The organism is Pseudoalteromonas sp. A22 (assembly GCF_018141345.1).
Lineage (GTDB): Bacteria > Pseudomonadota > Gammaproteobacteria > Enterobacterales > Alteromonadaceae > Pseudoalteromonas > Pseudoalteromonas maricaloris.
The window spans coordinates 733,182-751,253 of the sequence record NZ_CP047238.1 but is presented as its reverse complement, the minus strand read 5'-3'; the positions used below and the strand labels follow the sequence as shown (position 1 = coordinate 751,253).

Below are 18,072 nucleotides of genomic sequence, written 5' to 3'. Positions count from 1 at the left end.
ATATGATCACCAATTATATTCAAAGCGGCGATTGGAAAGCCTCAGACTCGGCCAGTATTGTTGCCTCTAAGTCTTACTACCTGATAAAGCTAAGGGCACTGCTTAACCTTAAGTTTCGCTATGCCAGTGAAAATGCAACTTATAATCCATCACTTAACTATCTTATTGAAAAGATTAACTTCAACGAGCACAAAGAAAAGCGTATTACACTGCAAAAGATCACAAAGCTACTCGAAGCTATGCCAGAGATCAGCAAAGTAGAAATAAAGAAAAAGTACGAAGGCAGAAAAATCATTGATGCGATCCTCAATATTTATCCCTCAAAACAATTTATCAGCACTATGATTGAAAACAACCAACTGACAAAGCGTACTGAAAAAGCCTTTATTGCCGATGAGTCTGTAAAAGTAGAGCCTATGGCGTTTGAGTATGATTCCAGCGCAACATTTCATCGTGAAAAAACAGCCTACAATATAGAGAGGTGAAAAATGCTATTTGGCAACAAGAAAAAATTATTTCAATAACCCAAACCATGAGAACACAAGACGCAAGACAAATTCCAATCACTGATTACCTAGAACGTATAGGCGCAAAATTTGCCCGTACTCAGCAAGGAACTAATGGCCTTGAGTACGTGTACCACAGTCCAACAAGATCAGATAGCAAACCCTCTTTGTGTGTAAACATTGAGAAAAATATTTGGTCAGATGTGCCTATAGGCGCTGGCGGCCGCTTAATTGAATTAGTGTGCCATGTTCATAACTTGCCTGATAATGACGTTAAGAGCGCATTAGGGGTGCTTGATAGTCTCTATCCGACTGTACACTCATTTTCAAATAAAGCTGCCCGTATAGTGGCAAATAATGTGCATCAAACATTGTTTGACGCCTCAACACCAAGCATTGCCCCTACTACAAACGACGTAACTGGCTTAAATAAAAAATCAGCGGCAATAGAGGTGCTAAAAGTACAGGCATTGTTTAGTTACCCACTCAAGCAATACTTACAAAATGATAGAAAAATAAACCTCAATATAGCCAAAGGGTACGTACAAGAAGTTACTTGTCGCCTGATAGCATCAGGTAAACAGTTTTATTCTATTGGCTTTGCCAGTGGCAGCACCTTTGCACTTAGAAACAAAAATTTTAAAGGCTTTGCGGGGCTTGGAGTTGATATTAGTGTGTTTGATAAGGGCACGAGCAAAACCTTATTATTTGAGGGCTTTATCGACTTTCTTTCGTACCTAACCGCTAAGAGCCTGCACACCCCACCGTTTACAACTGTGGTGCTCAATAGTAGTGCCATGCTTGATAGGTTTGTTCAATTTGTTGCGCAACACCCAGCTATTACAGAGATAGACTATTTTAGAGATCGTGATGAACTCAACAACAAAACCACAGGGCTTGAAACGCTGAAACAGCTCAAAAACTCGCTCAACCATTTAAAAATAAATGACCTATCGAGTGCCTACCCAAACCACAAAGACTTGAATGAGTGGCTGATTGAGCATGTTAGCCATCAATAATTTTTCTTTTTTAAGCAAGTAGCCCCGCAGGGCATTTTTTGAGTTTCATTTAACCGCTGAATAAAACTCATTATTTACTGGTTATAAATAAGATTAAAAGGGTTAAAGAAAGGGTTAGAGGCAATAGATTACAGTCGTGTATGCAGCACCAAGCCACAATAAATTTTGAAACGTACCTTCAACTCCTGCATTTACGTACTCCATACTCCTGTATTTAGCATTTTCAGTCTTAAATTTATGCTTAAGAATGCACAAACGTACCTCTGCTCCCTGTAACTTTTTTCAAAACGTAGCTAAACGTACCTTACCTCCCTGTATTTTTCTCGTGTGATCCGCTGAAACGTACCTTCAGCTCCTGTAATCAGTATAAAAAACCGCGCCAAAATGGGTGTGCGTACCCTGTGCCCCTGCATTTACGTACCCTGTACTCCTGTAAATTTTTGCGCTAAATTCGCACTTGAAATTTGCACAAATTTTAAACTCTCAGCTATGGTTGAAGTATGAGAGCAAGATTGCAAACTTCCGGAAATACGCTTCGCTACCGTTGTTTGCATCTTGTGGGGGGCTTCCCCCTCAACCCCCTTAAAAGCTCCGTATCGAGCCAATAATTTATTTTGCTAATAGACCTGTATGGACAGCCCAGAGCACAAAAAAGATTATCAAAAGCAATACATGGCAGAGTTTAGAAAACACCATAAACGTGTGGAGTTAAACTTTACGCTGGCAGAGTATCGCAACTTTAAAAAGGCTGCTCAACAAGAAAAGCTCACCGTTAGTCAGACAGTAAAAAACATGGCAATGGCTTATCAGCAACAACACTACTTTATCCCAGCTGAGCTAAAAGAAAAGCTCGATACGCTACATTTTTTAATTCGTAATGTTGCCAACAATATTAATCAAATCGCGCACCGCTCAAACACCTTACAAGTTATGGTGCATGAAAACGAGTTATTGATGGAGCTGAAAAAGCTAGAAGATCTAGTCACCGAATACACATTAAAAGGATTAAAAAAGTAACATGATAATTAAGTCAAAAAGCCGCAAAGTCGCTAACTTTGATCAGCTTTATGACTATATGAAAAAAGGAGCGGAAAAACATGACGGTGTGCATGTTTTTTCGAGAAATGTTTATACACACCAACGAGAGAAAATACTTCAGGAGTTTATCGATAACTCCTTGCTCTTTAAAAAACGAAAAAACAGCGTGTACCTGTATCACGAAATTATTTCGATTACACGTACCCAAAGCGTCAGTGTTGAAAAGCAACAGGACGCGCTTTTTCATATAGTGCAAGAGTATGTGGTTCAAAGAGCAAACAAGAACCTTGTTTATGGGTATATGCACAACGATGCGCAAAATAATATCCACTTTCATCTTATGATTAGCTCTAATGAGCGAGGGAGCAATAAAAACCTACGCTTGAGCAAACATGAATTTGATCGCGCAAAAAAACATTTAGAAACTTGGACAAATAAACACTACCCCGAATTGCAACAAGGGCTTGTGATCAACAAACAAGCTGGTAAGAAAACATCTCACAATGGGGCTGAATTAAAAAAACGCACGGGAAAAATGCCCGAACGAGAACGAGTAACCAAAGCGCTTGAACGCATATTTACTCAATCGGTTAATAAGCAGCAATTTTTTGAAAGGTTAGCCGCTGAACATTTAGAAATTTATACCCGAGGTAAGGCCATCGGTTTTAAAGACACTGTAACTGACAGAAAGTACCGTCTTAAAACACTCGGCCTTGAGAGTCAATTTACCGCGATGAGTAAGCAAATAGAGCTGACCCAGCAACCGCAAATACAGGAGCAGAAACAGGAGTTTGCCAAAAAAGAAGCTACACTCAATAAAAGCTCAGAAAAACAAAAGCGTGATGTTTTGCCAGAGAAAAAACAAGACAAAGCAAAAGAGCAGCTAAAGCAACATCGCAACTCTCATAAAAATGCTGATAGCGATGAGAAAAAGCACCGTTGAATTAGCGCCACCATTGACCTTGTTAAAGCAAAGGTAAAGCGTATATGTGACCAAGCACTGGCGTTGGTGAAAGGCTCAAAATTAAGCAAACCGTGGAAACACAAATCAGATAAAGCCAAACAAACATTGCAACAGCATAGGCAATCGTTGTTATGAGCTAGAAAGTCAAAACAATATTCTATAACCAAGGAGGATGGATAAGATTATTATGGTGTTTAAAGCGATTGGCGCTTTTGCCTATAAAGCCACTGAGTACCTGATTAAAGGTAAAGTGCTCAACACCAAGCAAGGCTCTAAGCTGCTAAATAGTAGCGAGGCTAGCAGCTTTTTATCGCGCAGAAATAAAGGACTACTTATTGATGGCAACAACCGTTATTTATCGGTAACTGAAAGCTTTCAAAATGTATGCTTCACAGCCCGCGTGGGCGCAGGAAAAACCACAAAGTACATTATCAGTAACGTATTAGCCAAGGCTAACGATAATGTTTCGTTAGTTGTTCACGACCCCAAAGGCGAAGTGCATCAAGCTACATCAGGATATTTAAAAGCGAACGGCTACAACATTGTGGTATTTAACCCACATGATGTCAGCAAGTCTAATTTGTTCAATCCATTCACCGAAGCAAAAAATTTTGTTGAACTGGAATTAATAGCCGAAACCTTAATCTGGTCAGGAAACCCAAAAGAAGGAGACGCCTACTGGAACAACGGTGCAACACGTATTTTAGGTACGCTGATAAAGTGCTTAAGCTTTGGTGATAAGAAATATTTCAACTTACCTAACCTCTACCACCTGTTACAAAACTTTGGTGCGCTTGGTGAGGGGCTGGATGATTGGATAGCTAATAATTGCTGGGATCCAAATTTTCCTGAAGACGAATCTGTACTGAACGAGTGGAAAGGCGCGTTAACAGGTAACAAAGAAGCAATTCAATCATTTGTTGGGATCTGCTTAACCGCTCTAAGGGCGTTGACTAATCGAGATATGCGCACCTTTTTTAGCAAGTCCGACTATGACCTCTCACGCTTAAGAAAAGAAAAAACCATCATTTATTTTTGTACGCCGCCAGAGCACCAAAAATATTACTCATTCGCGACCTCGTTGTTCTTTCGTAGCGTGTTCAATGAGTGTATGCGTAATCATCATTTGGGTGGCAATTCATTACCTGTTTATATTCTATATGATGAGTTTGGAAATAGTTACGTGAGTGATTTTGTTTCAGTTGCTAACACTATCAGGGGGTATGGTGTATCGCTTTCAATAATTTTGCAGTCTATCTCTCAATTGTCGATGCGCTACGGACAAAAAACCGCTGAATCAATCCAAGGCGCGTTTAACACAAATATTTGTTTAAGCAGTTCAGATCCCGTAACCGCAGATTATTTTTCAAAGCTATCAGGGCGTGTAAGAGAAAGACAAGTCGCCGAATTTACCGATACTCACGACAACTACAGAGAGTACAACTTGCTTAACTCTGACGAAGTCAGAACCATGCTCGATAACGAAGCATTATTGATATGTAAAAATCGATACCCCGTTAAATTGACCGTGACACCTTATTATCAAAACAGACGATTTAAAAAAGCAGCGAGCTTTCCGCCAATAATTAGCAATCATGGCAACCGCTGCATTAACTCCAAACTGGTGAGGCTGTAATGGACTTATACTTGTTTGGCGTACACTTCACGGGCGACCTACTATTTTACCTTGGGCTGATCTTTGTTTGTGGATTTGTCTTTGGCTGGTTTTGCCGTAAAGGGAATATTTTTTGGTGTTTGGTAGGCTTACTTATCTTTTACCCCATGATGCAATTTGCAATGGCGGTTGATACTTGGTTTATCACTATTCCCTTTGTAGCTGGCTTTTTAGTACATACAGGCAAGCCCTTATATCGGAGACTGTTTCAACAATGACCACGGTTTTATTTTTTACGGTGTTTGTAGCTATTATGGGCTTCATTTTTGGCAAATGCTGCAAAGGTGGTAATCCATTTTTTATCTTTATTGGGTTAGCTGTCTCATTAGTGCCTGTCGGTTCAACGTTAGTTACTGAAGATCAAAGCTGGTATTTTATCCCTTATTTACTGGGCTTTTTATACGTTTACACCAATCCTTTTTATTGGCTCATCGATGCGTTCTCTGAAGTAAAACTCAGCTATCAACTCGCCAAAGCTAAAAGTGAACAAAGCCAAGCTCAATATCAAGATGACATAAAGCAATCAGAGCAAGATATAAAAGCCCAAGCTGAAGAACTCCGCAGACAAAAAGCTCAAGCCGAGGAAGAAATAAAACGCGCCAGTGAAGAACTCAGACGCAAGCAAGAAGCCTTTCAGCGGCAACAAAGCCAACAACAATCGAACAACAACTCAAACCAATCACAATTTGATTCTACGGGGTTAGATCCGCGCAAATTCGAGGACGCTTGCTCAATTCTTGGCGTTCATGCTGGCAGCAGCCTAGCCGAGTTTAAAAAAGCTTATCGGCATTTATCAAACTTATTTCATCCCGACAAACTAGATAAGTTTGACGGGATTTTAAAACAACAGGCGAAAGAAAACGCCAAGCTAATCAACATTGCATGGGAGACAATTCAGAGAAAGTTGAAGTAGTACTGAACTGGTTTCTAAAGGAGATAAACGAATGCTAGTAAAACGCACACTTACACTGCTTTGCTTACTGACTGTAGTTTTGACAATGACAGGGTGCTCAACACCAACCCCGTACAAGGTAAGCTCTCAGTATGATTCCATCACCTTGTATTACCAAAAGCAGCAAGCCTCCGAAGATTTACCCACCTTGGTGTCTGAAGACAATAGCCGCTGGTATGGTCGAGATATTGGCTCAAATCGCTACAAATACACCTTAAATAAATCAGTCTCAGGGCAGTGCTTTAAGCTCATGCCAAAAGATGACCCTTATGGCAAACCTATTCACAGGTGCATTAAAAACCCACTACCAAATCAACATGCGAGATTGATTACTGAAAAGTCTGAAATAGAGCAAAAAATTGCACACTACCAAAAGCAATACCCCAGTGATATACAGAGTTTATTAAGGTCACTTAATAGAAACCCTGCGTATCAAAATAATCGTTGCACACTGATAGCAGCCCAAAGCACACCTCAACGACCCCGTACTATTTGTGACGATCCTGACGCCTTACAAAAAGCTCAGATCTCATGCCTTGCGCCACTAGGTTCAAAGGCTTGTAAATATGCGCTACAAGAAGAACGTAAACGTAACGGTAAAAGAGCCAGTAATGCAGAGCTATTTCTAGCTGGTAATGCGTGTAGCTCCATGCTTAGTCAACGCCTTTCAGGTGGTGAAATTGGTTTAGGGAGCTGAAAGTGCCGCTGATGCTATTGGTGATGGTGAAGGTGGTTTTTGGGACGGATTAAGTTCAATTATTTCAAGTGTCGCGATGGCTACTCGCGTTGCCTCAGCATATAGTTGTTTTGATGGCTTAGTACCTAACTGTGAAGGTAAAATCGAACGGTGGAAAGAACAAGTCAGAACCATCCAACAAAAGCCCTATAAACTGCGCGATCAATGTAAATATGTAGCTAAAAGGCTCAGCGAATCACAGCAAAAGTTTGCGCATGTGAAAGCAAGTATACGGAAACTGGAAAAAAAGTTGAACAAGAACAAAACGAAAAAGCAAACACTTGAAAATGATTCAATCCTCTATCATTGGGATTAATTGTACTATATTGAAATACAATCTATTTTAAGTAATACTCGTGGGTATGTAGAATTCTTAGACATCAATGTTAATTTTTTGAAAATGCAATTGACTTTTCAAAGTTACACTGTATGATTCACGAGTTTTATAACTTTATTAATTTATATAAGATTAGAATGGAAAATAAATTGGAATACTCATTCAGTAGCGATGACGCATTGAAACAGTTCCTATCCTTAGAAGAACAGAATTGCTCTGAGGAATTTGTTGACTACGAAGTGACTAGAGATTTTGTGAAAAAAACTCTTCACGGTATTTTAGCTGATTCAGGTTTTTTACCTAAACCTGAGAGCACTTCTAAAGAAAGCTAAAACATTAAGAGTTTTTATGTCTGGTTTATATGGTTCATGGCTATCGGCTAATTTTGATTACTCTGCTGTAAAGGGACGCATTGACTCTTTACATACAGAATTTTACCCAAAGTATGAGCGCAGAGTTGCAGCTATTGAAAAATTAGCGACGATGTTCGTAGAAGAGATGGAAGCCACAGGCTTAGGTATCAAGGGCTATCTAAGGGTTAGTTATACAAATATTCTTGCTATGGTGGGTCGTTATTTAAACGATATAGTCCATTACAAAGTTTGGCATGAAATAACTGATTCGAAGCCATCGAAAATGCTTGCTCACGTAGCTAAATGGGCTTATCACTATCCTCCTGTTGTAACTGCGGTCAATAAAGAACAATACGAGGCAATGAATAAGAGCGAACGTGAACTTCTGCTTAGCATCAACTTTATATTCATTAAATATATTTTTGAATACATATTACAAGGATTTAATAAAAGTATGAGAAGAAGCAATGCTTATGAACGGATATTCTACTTGCTTGAAACCAACCAATATGATGCCAGAAATGCTACTTTAGTATTTGAGGAATTGATGAGTGCCTAGAAAACAACTCTTTATCAGTCATTCTGCGAATGCTACAGATCTAGCTTCATTCTTACACAGCTGGATTGGTTTAGTTATCCCTGTAGTAAAAACTTGGTGTTCTACGGATCCAAACTGTTTACCTCAGGGTGCTGACTTCCCAAAAAATGTAGTAAAAGCAGCTGAAGAAAGTCACTGCTGTATCTCAGTATTAACGGAAAAAAGTAAAGACCGAAACTGGATTAATTTCGAAGCTGGCTTATTCTTTGGAAAAAATAGACCTACTTTCGCCATTTTATGTGGCAACTTGGACTACAGAAAACTTTCAAGTGATAATCACCCACTATCACTACTTGGGCTTAACTACACCAGTCCAACTCACCAAAGCATGTTAGACTTTATGATAAGTCTCAATAATACTCTAGGGGAAGATAGTGTTGATGATTCATTTCTTAGAAAAAGCTTTGAAAGCAATTGGCCTGACTTCGAGAGAGAATACTCCAGACTTTACTCTGAAAATACAAACTCAATAAATAAGCTGATAGCGGGACTGACAGATTAATACCATAGTCTCAATTTCTAAATGTGTAAACAAGATTCTTCTAACTATCGCAAGCTCTTTACACTATAGATTTGACTTTGACCAATTTCTGATACAATAGAAGTAGGCTTATTTTTTAAGAGTAGACAGTATGACTATTACTCTCCACGGTAACGTTGCTGAGCTTGTACAAACTGAAGCTAACAACTCAGGGTTTCAGTCGCCTGAAGATCTTATCTTCGAGGCAGTTTCAGAGTACGTAAAAAAACGTATTGATTCGGGTATTGAACAAGGTCTTCAAGATGTAGCTAATGGTGATATGGTTGAACTTGATGCTGGCAATATTTCACAGATACTTTCTAAACCAGCATCTCAATGGTAAAAGTACTACTAACCCGCAAAGCCAAAACCGACCTTGAATCGATCGAATGTTTTATAGCTGAAGATAATCCAGCCAGAGCCAGAAGTTTCTGTGAAGAATTCTTGCAAAGAGCAGTTGAAAACTTAGCTACATTCCCTTGTTCCCACCCGCTCTACAACAAAGAAAAGAATATCAGGCGCTTTGTTTATCGAGACTACAACCTGTACTATCAATACGATATATCAAAAGACAGTGTGTATATCCTGCATATACTCCACGCCTCAGTATTTCAAAATATGTTGTTGCGTAATACAAAATGAAAAGTGTAACTTCTTTTGTCAGGTAAGCTTTAGGTAAGAACCTATTTGCACAATATGATATATCGCTTAAACCAACTTATTTTGAACTGATATCATTCGCTCTTGTTTTTCATAATGTCCAGAAGCGATACTTAAAAAGTCGCTTGGATCTTTGAGCTGACTTTCAAGTCCTTTATTTTTAATACTTATATAGAGAGCCACAGCATGCGCTTGGCAATTTATTGATTTTTGTGGATTAAACTCTATATCTGTAAAGCAGCTATACTCCTCTAGCCGTTCTTTAAGCTCTTCATTCTGAAGTAAAGCATTGATATATAACCAATCATAAAAATAAGTTCTTGGAATAATTGGAAAGTCACTATTGAAAAATTGAAACTTTATCAAATTACCAGACTCCTTCAGTCTGATGTCTCGCTTTGCTTCCAATGATGTGCGCTGGAATAAATCAACATACGGCCCACCTTTTTCAAAAACTTTACTCCCCTGAAAAGCAGATTCGACACTAAACTTTCTTTTTTGTTTGACCGTAACTACTTGCAGGTTAAAAGCACTAAGAGAAACACCTAACTCATCAGGTGATTTGCTCGAAATTTCCAATATTCTGTTATGCCCCATTTCATTTGCAACCGAGTGTAACTCAGCTATTGATTTTTGTTTCTGCGATAAAGAAAAACCAGAGAACCATTTAAACTCAATACTCTCTTCTAACACTCCAACATTGTTTTTCAAAGGAACAAAAATTGGACGAATTGCCATTATTGCCATTTCCTACGATAATTTCGACTCGCATAGAGTATCTTATTAGGTTCGTTGATTGCCACCTTCAAATGATTAGTAAAGTGAGCAATATTCTTTTTCACTTGCCTGTTAGAGACAACAACTCCAAATATTGAGTTTGTGGGGATATAGTTTTTCACCAATATTTCTGCTTGAACATCCGTAGGGTCATAGTTCAAAAGTCCCTGTTCCACTCTACTTCCCAGCCATGAAACTTCATCGTACATAGACCGAAAAGCGCCAACATCTCTCAAGTGTTGTTCAGATAAGTTACTCATTAAAGCGTCAGCGGCATTATGTTTAAAGAACAAACAGTCTTGCTCCCAGAGCACTCTCACATTTATACCTAGAACACACCAATCGGAGTCAACATTTCTATACTTATAGAACATTTTATCGTTAGGGTGGGCTATTGAGACTGAAACAGTATCTCGACGATTGTCCAACCGTTCATTGTCATTGACCACTCCTTGATACAAGCCTTGATCTAGGCTTTCACGAGAAACCAGCCCATGGTAGATAATGCTCTCAAGATTAGAAACTTTAGTAAAGTGAACTAAGTAAGGTATATCTATTTCCTGAGCAAAACTTCTAATTAATGCTTTATTATCAAACATATATTTCCATTAAGATGTGAAGTAGTCTTCACCTCTATTACACAGTTTAGGGAGGGCTAGTGAGTAAATATAAACCAAGTTATAGCAACCTTTTGCAAAAGTAAATTTCACGGCATTACAACAAATTAGTTCTCTCAAGCAGTTCATTCTTAATAAAAGTCGCTACAGGCACTAACCCAGCCTTTTTCTTGATAACCGCAAGCTCTGACGGTGTAAATCTTAAACCTACCAGCTCTGATTGTTTTTCCGCAGCTGGTTTTGCTGTTCTGCCACTGGTTTTTAATGGTGATGGCTGATGCATCAAATTAGATAGTGTGTTTTTGTTACTAAGCTTGATATCTGTCAGGCTATTTTTTTGATTCATTTTTAGGGAGGATTAAAGAATAAATGGCATCGAATTGCTTACTCACTTCCCTATATTGAAACTTGGCAAGTGGTGACGCAGCTTGAAGCTGTGAGATTGATTTTTTGGACTTAAAGATCTCATCAAATACCTTAGAGAACTTCAGTGGTAGTACGGGAATATCTCAGCCAAACTTTTCATGCACAAGCGATTGAATGTGCCTAAAACTTTCGCACTCATGCCAGCTTTTACCTTTGTCACGGTAAGTTTTTTGCAGTTTGGTTGCCACCACAAGAACATTTTTATTGAGGTGTAAAACTTCAGCTAGTGTATTTAATCACGCTAGTATGGACTTGTACTCATCATAGATGGGTATGATCACCCAATCAGATTGCGCAATCGCGGTGCTAATACTTAATGCGCTATTTGAAAGTGCCCCAGCAAGATCGAAGACCATATCTATATGATCAGGTATCACAGGAAAAGGCTCATTGAGATCAACGGCCATAAACTGATCTTCAGGTAATATTTCGTCATAAATATGGTATGGCTCGTTTGTTCCTAACGCAAAACCGTGGTCGTGAACGATATTGGTTGAGATTGGAGACTTCCCCGCCCCTCATTTTGTGGTATAGACAGTTACTTTCATAAACTTGTATTATCAATTAAATCTATCAAACTGATTTTACTGATATTTTAAAATAATCAAATTTACTTCGTTATTTCGCGTTACTCGAAATAATCGATTTAACTCGGTCACTCTATTAAATTGATTTACCGTGTTTTTTCTCGTAACTATCTTGAGATTGACGAAGTGTACCGAGCTTTGCTTTAGCTTGGTTAATTCGCATTTCATGGAGCTGTGTATCGTCTAAGAGTTTTTGTTCACTGGCTTTTTTCAAATCGCTATCACTAAAACTCATGATGGCCTTTTCTAGGCTAGTTGAAATGACTTTGTGCGCCTGTTCGAGTTCTTGTGTCGAACCCAACCGCTCAGCCCATTCTTTATCTTTGAATAGGTCAAGACTCAGTTCAATATTGCGCTTTTCCTTCATTACCGTGTGATAGGCGTTAATTCGTGAAACCAGCTCATCGTCTTTTGGCCGATAAATTGAATCTTGCTCTTTGGCTTCCATACATTACTATCTATATTGACTGATATATAAACAGTTTGAACCCTGAACCTTAAAATTTCAACTTTGTCAGGTATAGCAAGAAGGGAATAGAGCTTAAATATGGCGCATCCGTTTACTCCACAAATATGTGATATGGCCGATAGCATGGGTATATGCCTTTATCAGCGCTTTTCTCAGACTGAAGCCGCTCTTTTCTTGCATTGCACTATTGAAGCGCTCACAAAGTTACAGAAGCAGCATAAAATTGAGTATATCCAAGTTGACGAAGAAATTACGGAATTTTTCGGGTTTCAACTTTTGGAGTACTTAGCGCAACAAATCCAGTCCAGTAATGAACCGCCACAATTAAGCACACCCGATAAGATCATTTGCGTAAAAGAAGTACAGCGCCTAACTGATCTCTCCCGTACAACCATTTGGCGACTAGAACGTGCAGGGAAATTCCCCGCTAGAGTGCCACTTACAGGAAGCCGTATCGGGTGGCGCTATAATGATATACAAGAGTGGATAAAACATTGTTAGCCGTTATTGAAACACAAAATTAACAATGATATTTTAGGCTACTGCATTAGTTTGAATAACTACAAAAAGTTTAGAGATAAACATGGAAGAAATAATTACTTTTTTGGCAAATGGTCTAGCCAACGGTGCAATTGGACATTATGTGAGTAAAGGACTTAGAGAAATAGATAGCGAACTGCCCCTTTTGCTCCAGAATGAGACCGATGTAAAGAAACTGCATGATATTATCCGAAGTAAGTCCGTTGAAAATGAAGTCAAACAACTTGCTTTAGATCTAAATTACTCCCCTACTACCTCACATCACACAGAGAATGTAATTAACTTCTCTGGTGGTACAAACAATGGCGTGATAGCAACCAATGTTGAGTTTAAAACTTCAAAGAAAAGTATCAAAGTTGAAGCCCCTCTTGGTTCAATAGCTTCAAGCTTGCAGCATAAGAACTACGTCAAATACTTGATTGATAGGTATCATGAATTTAAGAAAGCTGAGGTCGGTTCTGGAAATATGAATTACGCTATTTTCTATACCTCAATTAAGAGAAAGTTTGGGGCTAAATGGGATATGGTGCCATTGACTAAATTCGATGAACTCGCCAAATTTGTTCAAACAAGAATTGATGGTACTGTACTTGGCCGGAAAAGAAGGTCTAAAGGCTCAAAGTCCTATTCTTCTTATGATGAGTACCTTCAAAAACACTCATACTAACACACTAAGAACATACTAACTTGCATAGTGTGCGAACGCCTTAAGCACGCAAAATATAATTTTTTAGTTTCTGTAAACAGACTCATTAAAGAAATAAGCATGAGAAGGACGCTATGGTGTCGAGTACCGAAGAAATAAGCAAACAAATTGAGCAACAAAGTAAATTAGAAAGCCAAATGACAGAAGAAGAACGGCTTTCGCCTCTGAATATTGTAAACCGACAAAATGCCAACTTTGAAACAGTTCTGACTGCCGTAGGCTTGGCTATAGATAAATTCGGGGAGCACTCTGAACGAAAACACGAAAGTGAATCTCAAAAGGCAAACCTAAAGCACAAAGAAAATATAACTGAATTAGACCAGAATCATGAGAAGTTTAATAAAGGCTATTATCTGTTAGTAGGCGTTATTATCTTTCTAATTGGATTAGTTGTGGCATTAGTATTTGTAAAAGACGACACCGACACTGCGATGAAAATCTTAACACATGTCCTCGCAGCGGGGATGGGAGTCGTAACTGGCATAGGTTGGAAAAATAAACCTCGTTAGCTTTGTACAAATATCAAAAATTGGGTTAACCAAATATGCTTATATTCAATAGAGATCCAAAAGCTGCTAAACTAGCCTCGGAATATAGAGTAATTCGACACAGGGTTAACCGAAAAACAATGGTGGCAGGAGTGGTGGCAGACGCCTTTTTTTGCTAGTAAAAACCAAAGATAACCAACTGTAATTTAAAGACTTCTATTTTACACTCAAGAAGCAGATCCAGAATATTGAATAACACACCGATATTCTATCAGCTTTGAAAAACCGCCTCTCGGCGGTTTTTTATTGGGTTCATTTTATGAAGTATATTAACCTTCATAATTTCGCTAAACTTCAACTGTTATTAGAACAAAAAGGCAACCGCATGATTAACCTTTTCTGTACACAAAAACTCATTGCAAAGCTCCCTGTCAATGAAGGAGTTATACCCGCTTGTTCCGATGCAAAGCTGACTGATTTAAGCACGCCAAACACTCACCCTTTGTCAGATTGGCATGCTAATTTGCTCACAATACAACGCAGAAACTGTGTGCTCCTGATGCATAATCAAACCCGCTTTCCAGTATTTATTATTGGTCTCACCAAACCAGATTTTGCAAAGTTAGATTATCTATTTGCTGATAGCTTTATGAATACCTTGCTAAAAGTGGGTGCAAGTAACCAGCAATTACAAAAAGCAGCCTCATTACTCGGCCCGCTAACAATCGCCAAAGCCAATAACCGTAGTGTGCAAGGGACGATGAATCAAATGAAAGGCGATATAGAACATCAACTTTGGTTCGACCAAATTAACATCATGGATTGTTCGCCGTATAGAACTGCAGCCTGGTTAGCTGAACGCCCATGCATGGTTAAAGGACAAAAAGACTGTATTTGGCCTATTAAGGAAATGCTCGCTCTATTAAGCTAACACCCAATAACAAAAGCTATGCCATTGCTAACTTAGCCGCCTGTTTCCACATGAATGCCGGCATGCTATTTCGCAACTGCCAAGTGATACTCATGGGTTGGCTACCAGTATGTGATACATAGTCAACTTCACCAAAATTAACAAACCCCATCGTTTTACCAAATTCATCTTTAGATTGATCACGAACAGCGTTTGCGCTTCTAAGCCTAAAGTAGCTAAATCAATGTCAGCGTTCGTCGTGGTTGAAAACTCAGACACCGGAGAAAAAGACAGCGCTCCCATGCCTTTATCACCTACAAAAGCCAGCCGGTCCATCGCCGTTAATTGATTAGGCAGGATGCCCCGTTGCCGGAAAATACGATCTTGCAACAGCATGCCCCAGCCATCGGGCAAACAATCTCCAAATACGCCATGTACACCTTGATGCGGCGCTTTAGGTGCGACTTGAACTTGTGTGCTCGACTGCAAAGTAAAAGGTGATAAATTGCCAAACTGCTGCAAATAGCTGTCTGCATACTGAAAAAAACGCCTTGCCGATTCTGCGCCAAGACCCCTACAGCAACCTGCTCACCGGAGCTTAATCTACGAGTTACCATGAGTTTTTGAATGGGTTTAAAACTCATCTTTTAGCACCTCGTCAATACTCGTGGGTATAGCAGCGCGTTCTTTGCTAGGCTGTGTGAGCTGATAAAGCCTATCCAATGAATCGAGGGTCTGCCATAGCAACAGCAATTGGCGAAATGAAATTTGCCCGGTCAACTCAAACTTCTTAATGGTGGCAGCAGGTACACAGCTTCGCTCAGCCAATGCAGATCGTGACAATTTTGCCTGCTTTCGTAACTCACGCAAATAAGCCGCATAAGCTTGGCTTACATCGGTATCATCAAGTAAGGTAAAATTCATTCGCAAAGACCAAATGGATACAGTTATATCTATTATAGCGAAATAAAGCAGAAAGTAGATACTATTGTATCCATAGATAAATAAAGTGTTGAAAAATCACTCGATAAAGCCCTTCAAAACTTCTATTTTTAAGTCCTGACAGCAGCATAAAAACGGCACTGTTTTTCCGTAGTCATAGCCAAGAAGCACCACTAAGATTTAGTAAAAGCCATAGACAAGTGGTGGGCAGTTTGGTGAGCAAACAGGCATTTTTTAACGGTTTCTTTTCGGTAAACTTTTGAATTTTTAAATGTTTAGATTGCCACTCAATGAGCAAATTCAAAAAATATATTGAATAAAGCTCACTAACCTCAACAAAAACGCCACCCGAGGGTGGCATTTGTCTGTTACTCTTCTTTATTTTCGAGTGCTTCTTCTCGGCGCAGATAGGCGCCGGCTTCATCACTACTTGCACGCAGTTGGTGGTTTTGGTCCACCGCTCTCGTTTGCTGATTGAGTTGGTATACTTGTGAGGCGTTACCTAAATCACGTTCGCTGGTAATCGCGGCGATGGATTCTCGGTCTTTTAAGAAGCTAATCACATCTTTACGGATGTCGCTTAGCTGTGCATCGTATTTATGCATTTCTAAAATATGTCTTGGGTGCTCTAGGTTTTTCATGCCCGTGGCAGCGAAGGTCGTTGAAACTATTCTCGACACCACTACCCAAGGGGTAATACTGCTGCGTACTAGCGTATTTTCAGAGCGTGTGGAATCGTGAATACCAGTACCTGTTGATATTTTTGACTCAGTAAATGTCCCTTCACACTTAAAATAAACCAGCAGAGATTCAAACTGCATCTCGGCATAGAATACGTGTGCAGCATTGGTTAGCATTGACGCAAACGATTTAATCAATAAGCCACTTAGCAGTAAATGTACGGCTACCATCACAACAGCGCTGAATGACACAATGTTTTCTTCGCTGAAAGCACTAGAAAAATTACTGATATTGGCGCTCGTTATATAGTGGTAAATATCTACTACGGCATAAGCAAAAAAGACGCTTAATCCAAGAGTTACTAGCTGCAGTAAGTTACCACCAAGCAAGGATAAAAACCTAAAGCGTTCAAACGATTTACCTAAATCTAGGGGCAGAACTTTAGGTTGTACTTCTTGGATCATTTCGCCTTTAAAGCCACCTTTACCATCAACTTGTTCTTGCAAGCTGGGATCTAGCTCACGATAAACTCGGTTTGGTACTTCTTTATATCGGCGATTAGCCATCACCAAGTTGTCTAAGTTAATAAATATCTCATTTGGATGTACTGATTCTTGCCAGTTTTCTCTTAACTCAGACACTTCAACCACTGGGTTTACTTTGTCTAAACGCGCTTTAAGCATAACAGCAATAATGGCGCTACAGCCAAGTGCAAGCACGATAACGCCCGTGAGATAAGCCCAAGTATGAAGACTAGGTAACGGCGCAAAAAAGAGCTCAATATCGGCTTTACTTAACTTTCCTTCATCCATGATGTAAGACAAAGTTAAACCAATCAGGATTGGTAGCACAAAAGAGAGCGAAATCACTTTAGTGAGGGTCGCACTCCCCAAAGATTCAATGGCATGTTCCGCTTTGCGTGAAATCGGTTTAGCCGCGCTATACCAACATGACAAAATATATATCATCAGTAAGGTGCTATAGATTGGGAAAGTCAGCTCCCCAGCATCACCGGCAAAGCCAGAAAGCGATACAAACGCCACCACACCATAAAGCACAAGTGCAGTTAATGTACTCACCCATGCACCAAATAAGCGTTGGCTCATATTTCTGATAGGATAAGGGAGAAAGAGTAATTTAGGTGCAATGCTGTGAAGTAAACGCGATAAGAACCCTTTCGGTTCTACAAACGTGCTGTTCTTTCGGCCAATCAACATTTCTTCTAGCGTTTTAGCACGGTAAGCCACATCAGCCTTTTCTTGCTGGGCGGTTGAAGTTTCTGATTTACTGAAGTTATAAGCTAAAGAGGTGGGATGGTTACGACCCACAAAAAAACGCAGCGTTGCATATATTCCTTTTGCAAGAGACGTGATCCCAAGACCTAAAATCAACATGCCAAATAGCATGATGATCCAACCCATACCCGCATCGCTCTTAACAGAGCTGGCGGCAATCACCAGTAATGCAATTCCAGCAATAGTTTGTATTGCACCACGAATAGCAGTGATTTTACCTTCCGTTTTAAATGGGTTTTTAAGCCCTAAATCAATAGAGCCATAATCAAAAGCCAC

Annotated in this window: 24 protein-coding genes and 1 pseudogene; 17 read left to right on the top strand and 8 right to left on the bottom strand. The window is 39.4% G+C overall.

Features of this window, described 5'->3' with window-relative positions; genetic code table 11:
* Positions 1 to 2 precede the first annotated feature (2 nt).
* The 13 genes from GSF04_RS08165 to GSF04_RS08105 all read left to right on the top strand — a co-directional run bounded on the left by GSF04_RS08165 (position 3) and on the right by GSF04_RS08105 (position 9,041).
* Positions 3 to 485, top strand: coding sequence for a hypothetical protein (locus GSF04_RS08165; protein WP_211859248.1), 483 nt, complete (start codon positions 3 to 5; stop codon positions 483 to 485).
* Entirely contained in the window at positions 482 to 1,525 is a 1,044-nt protein-coding gene (locus GSF04_RS08160; protein WP_211859247.1) for a toprim domain-containing protein, read from the top strand. The genes GSF04_RS08165 and GSF04_RS08160 overlap by 4 nt, the downstream gene beginning before the upstream one ends.
* Positions 1,526 to 2,155: 630 nt before the next feature.
* Positions 2,156 to 2,542 carry a plasmid mobilization relaxosome protein MobC gene (gene mobC, locus GSF04_RS08155; RefSeq protein ID WP_211859246.1) on the top strand — a complete coding sequence of 129 codons (387 nt, stop codon included), beginning with the start codon at positions 2,156 to 2,158 and terminating at the stop codon, positions 2,540 to 2,542.
* A gap of 1 nt (position 2,543) precedes the next feature.
* Positions 2,544 to 3,506: a hypothetical protein gene (locus GSF04_RS08150; RefSeq protein WP_211859245.1), complete on the top strand. Its 963-nt coding sequence runs from the start codon at positions 2,544 to 2,546 to the stop codon at positions 3,504 to 3,506.
* 193 nt (positions 3,507 to 3,699) lie between these two features.
* The gene (locus GSF04_RS08145; protein WP_211859244.1) at positions 3,700 to 5,163 is read left to right on the top strand and encodes a type IV secretory system conjugative DNA transfer family protein; all 1,464 of its coding nucleotides are present in this window, start codon (positions 3,700 to 3,702) and stop codon (positions 5,161 to 5,163) included.
* A complete protein-coding gene (locus GSF04_RS08140; protein WP_211859243.1) occupies positions 5,163 to 5,420 on the top strand; it encodes a hypothetical protein in 258 nt (85 codons plus the stop codon). The genes GSF04_RS08145 and GSF04_RS08140 overlap by 1 nt, the downstream gene beginning before the upstream one ends.
* The gene (locus GSF04_RS08135; protein WP_211859242.1) at positions 5,417 to 6,115 is read left to right on the top strand and encodes a DnaJ domain-containing protein; all 699 of its coding nucleotides are present in this window, start codon (positions 5,417 to 5,419) and stop codon (positions 6,113 to 6,115) included. Before GSF04_RS08140 ends, GSF04_RS08135 begins: the two co-directional genes overlap by 4 nt.
* A gap of 31 nt (positions 6,116 to 6,146) precedes the next feature.
* Positions 6,147 to 6,851, top strand: coding sequence for a hypothetical protein (locus GSF04_RS08130; RefSeq protein ID WP_211859241.1), 705 nt, complete (start codon positions 6,147 to 6,149; stop codon positions 6,849 to 6,851).
* 76 nt (positions 6,852 to 6,927) lie between these two features.
* On the top strand, positions 6,928 to 7,206 hold the full coding sequence (locus tag GSF04_RS08125; RefSeq protein WP_211859240.1) for a hypothetical protein: 279 nt from the start codon (positions 6,928 to 6,930) through the stop codon (positions 7,204 to 7,206).
* Positions 7,207 to 7,364: 158 nt separating this feature from the next.
* A complete protein-coding gene (locus GSF04_RS08120; RefSeq protein ID WP_211859239.1) occupies positions 7,365 to 7,559 on the top strand; it encodes a hypothetical protein in 195 nt (64 codons plus the stop codon).
* Positions 7,560 to 7,575: 16 nt separating this feature from the next.
* Positions 7,576 to 8,139, top strand: coding sequence for a hypothetical protein (locus tag GSF04_RS08115; protein WP_211859238.1), 564 nt, complete (start codon positions 7,576 to 7,578; stop codon positions 8,137 to 8,139).
* Positions 8,132 to 8,680, top strand: coding sequence for a hypothetical protein (locus GSF04_RS08110; RefSeq protein WP_211859237.1), 549 nt, complete (start codon positions 8,132 to 8,134; stop codon positions 8,678 to 8,680). Before GSF04_RS08115 ends, GSF04_RS08110 begins: the two co-directional genes overlap by 8 nt.
* A 130-nt stretch (positions 8,681 to 8,810) precedes the next feature.
* On the top strand, positions 8,811 to 9,041 hold the full coding sequence (locus GSF04_RS08105; RefSeq protein ID WP_010605703.1) for a hypothetical protein: 231 nt from the start codon (positions 8,811 to 8,813) through the stop codon (positions 9,039 to 9,041).
* Positions 9,042 to 9,406: 365 nt separating this feature from the next.
* On the opposite strand, the gene GSF04_RS08095 is transcribed toward GSF04_RS08105, so the two are convergent.
* From GSF04_RS08095 to GSF04_RS08075, 5 genes are all read right to left on the bottom strand, one after another.
* Positions 9,407 to 10,096, bottom strand: a complete 690-nt coding sequence (locus tag GSF04_RS08095; protein ID WP_211859235.1) for a hypothetical protein — start codon at positions 10,094 to 10,096, stop codon at positions 9,407 to 9,409.
* Positions 10,096 to 10,734, bottom strand: coding sequence for a DarT ssDNA thymidine ADP-ribosyltransferase family protein (locus tag GSF04_RS08090; RefSeq protein WP_211859234.1), 639 nt, complete (start codon positions 10,732 to 10,734; stop codon positions 10,096 to 10,098). The genes GSF04_RS08095 and GSF04_RS08090 overlap by 1 nt, the downstream gene beginning before the upstream one ends.
* A 115-nt stretch (positions 10,735 to 10,849) precedes the next feature.
* Entirely contained in the window at positions 10,850 to 11,098 is a 249-nt protein-coding gene (locus GSF04_RS08085; protein ID WP_211859233.1) for a hypothetical protein, read from the bottom strand.
* Positions 11,099 to 11,414: 316 nt separating this feature from the next.
* Entirely contained in the window at positions 11,415 to 11,585 is a 171-nt protein-coding gene (locus tag GSF04_RS08080) for a hypothetical protein (RefSeq protein WP_211859232.1), read from the bottom strand.
* Between the two features lie 256 nt (positions 11,586 to 11,841).
* Complete coding sequence (locus GSF04_RS08075; RefSeq protein ID WP_039494329.1) at positions 11,842 to 12,213, bottom strand: hypothetical protein; 372 nt, start codon at positions 12,211 to 12,213, stop codon at positions 11,842 to 11,844.
* A gap of 99 nt (positions 12,214 to 12,312) precedes the next feature.
* On the opposite strand from GSF04_RS08075, the gene GSF04_RS08070 reads away from it, so the two are divergent.
* From GSF04_RS08070 to GSF04_RS08055, 4 genes are all read left to right on the top strand, one after another.
* Positions 12,313 to 12,735 carry an AlpA family phage regulatory protein gene (locus GSF04_RS08070; RefSeq protein ID WP_249122454.1) on the top strand — a complete coding sequence of 141 codons (423 nt, stop codon included), beginning with the start codon at positions 12,313 to 12,315 and terminating at the stop codon, positions 12,733 to 12,735.
* Positions 12,736 to 12,817: 82 nt separating this feature from the next.
* Positions 12,818 to 13,441: a hypothetical protein gene (locus tag GSF04_RS08065; RefSeq protein ID WP_211859231.1), complete on the top strand. Its 624-nt coding sequence runs from the start codon at positions 12,818 to 12,820 to the stop codon at positions 13,439 to 13,441.
* Between the two features lie 176 nt (positions 13,442 to 13,617).
* A complete protein-coding gene (locus GSF04_RS08060) occupies positions 13,618 to 13,989 on the top strand; it encodes a hypothetical protein (RefSeq protein ID WP_211859230.1) in 372 nt (123 codons plus the stop codon).
* Positions 13,990 to 14,287: 298 nt separating this feature from the next.
* Positions 14,288 to 14,899, top strand: a complete 612-nt coding sequence (locus GSF04_RS08055) for a hypothetical protein (protein WP_211859229.1) — start codon at positions 14,288 to 14,290, stop codon at positions 14,897 to 14,899.
* A 183-nt stretch (positions 14,900 to 15,082) separates the two neighbouring features.
* Here GSF04_RS08055 and GSF04_RS08050 read toward each other — a convergent pair.
* The 3 genes and pseudogenes from GSF04_RS08050 to GSF04_RS08040 form a co-directional block, all read right to left on the bottom strand.
* Positions 15,083 to 15,522, bottom strand: a pseudogene (locus GSF04_RS08050) (HipA N-terminal domain-containing protein); the annotation flags it as partial.
* Complete coding sequence (locus GSF04_RS08045; RefSeq protein ID WP_010605716.1) at positions 15,512 to 15,802, bottom strand: helix-turn-helix transcriptional regulator; 291 nt, start codon at positions 15,800 to 15,802, stop codon at positions 15,512 to 15,514. The pseudogene GSF04_RS08050 and the gene GSF04_RS08045, both read right to left, overlap by 11 nt.
* 386 nt (positions 15,803 to 16,188) lie before the next feature.
* On the bottom strand, positions 16,189 to 18,072 hold the full coding sequence (locus GSF04_RS08040; RefSeq protein ID WP_211859228.1) for a hypothetical protein: 1,884 nt from the start codon (positions 18,070 to 18,072) through the stop codon (positions 16,189 to 16,191).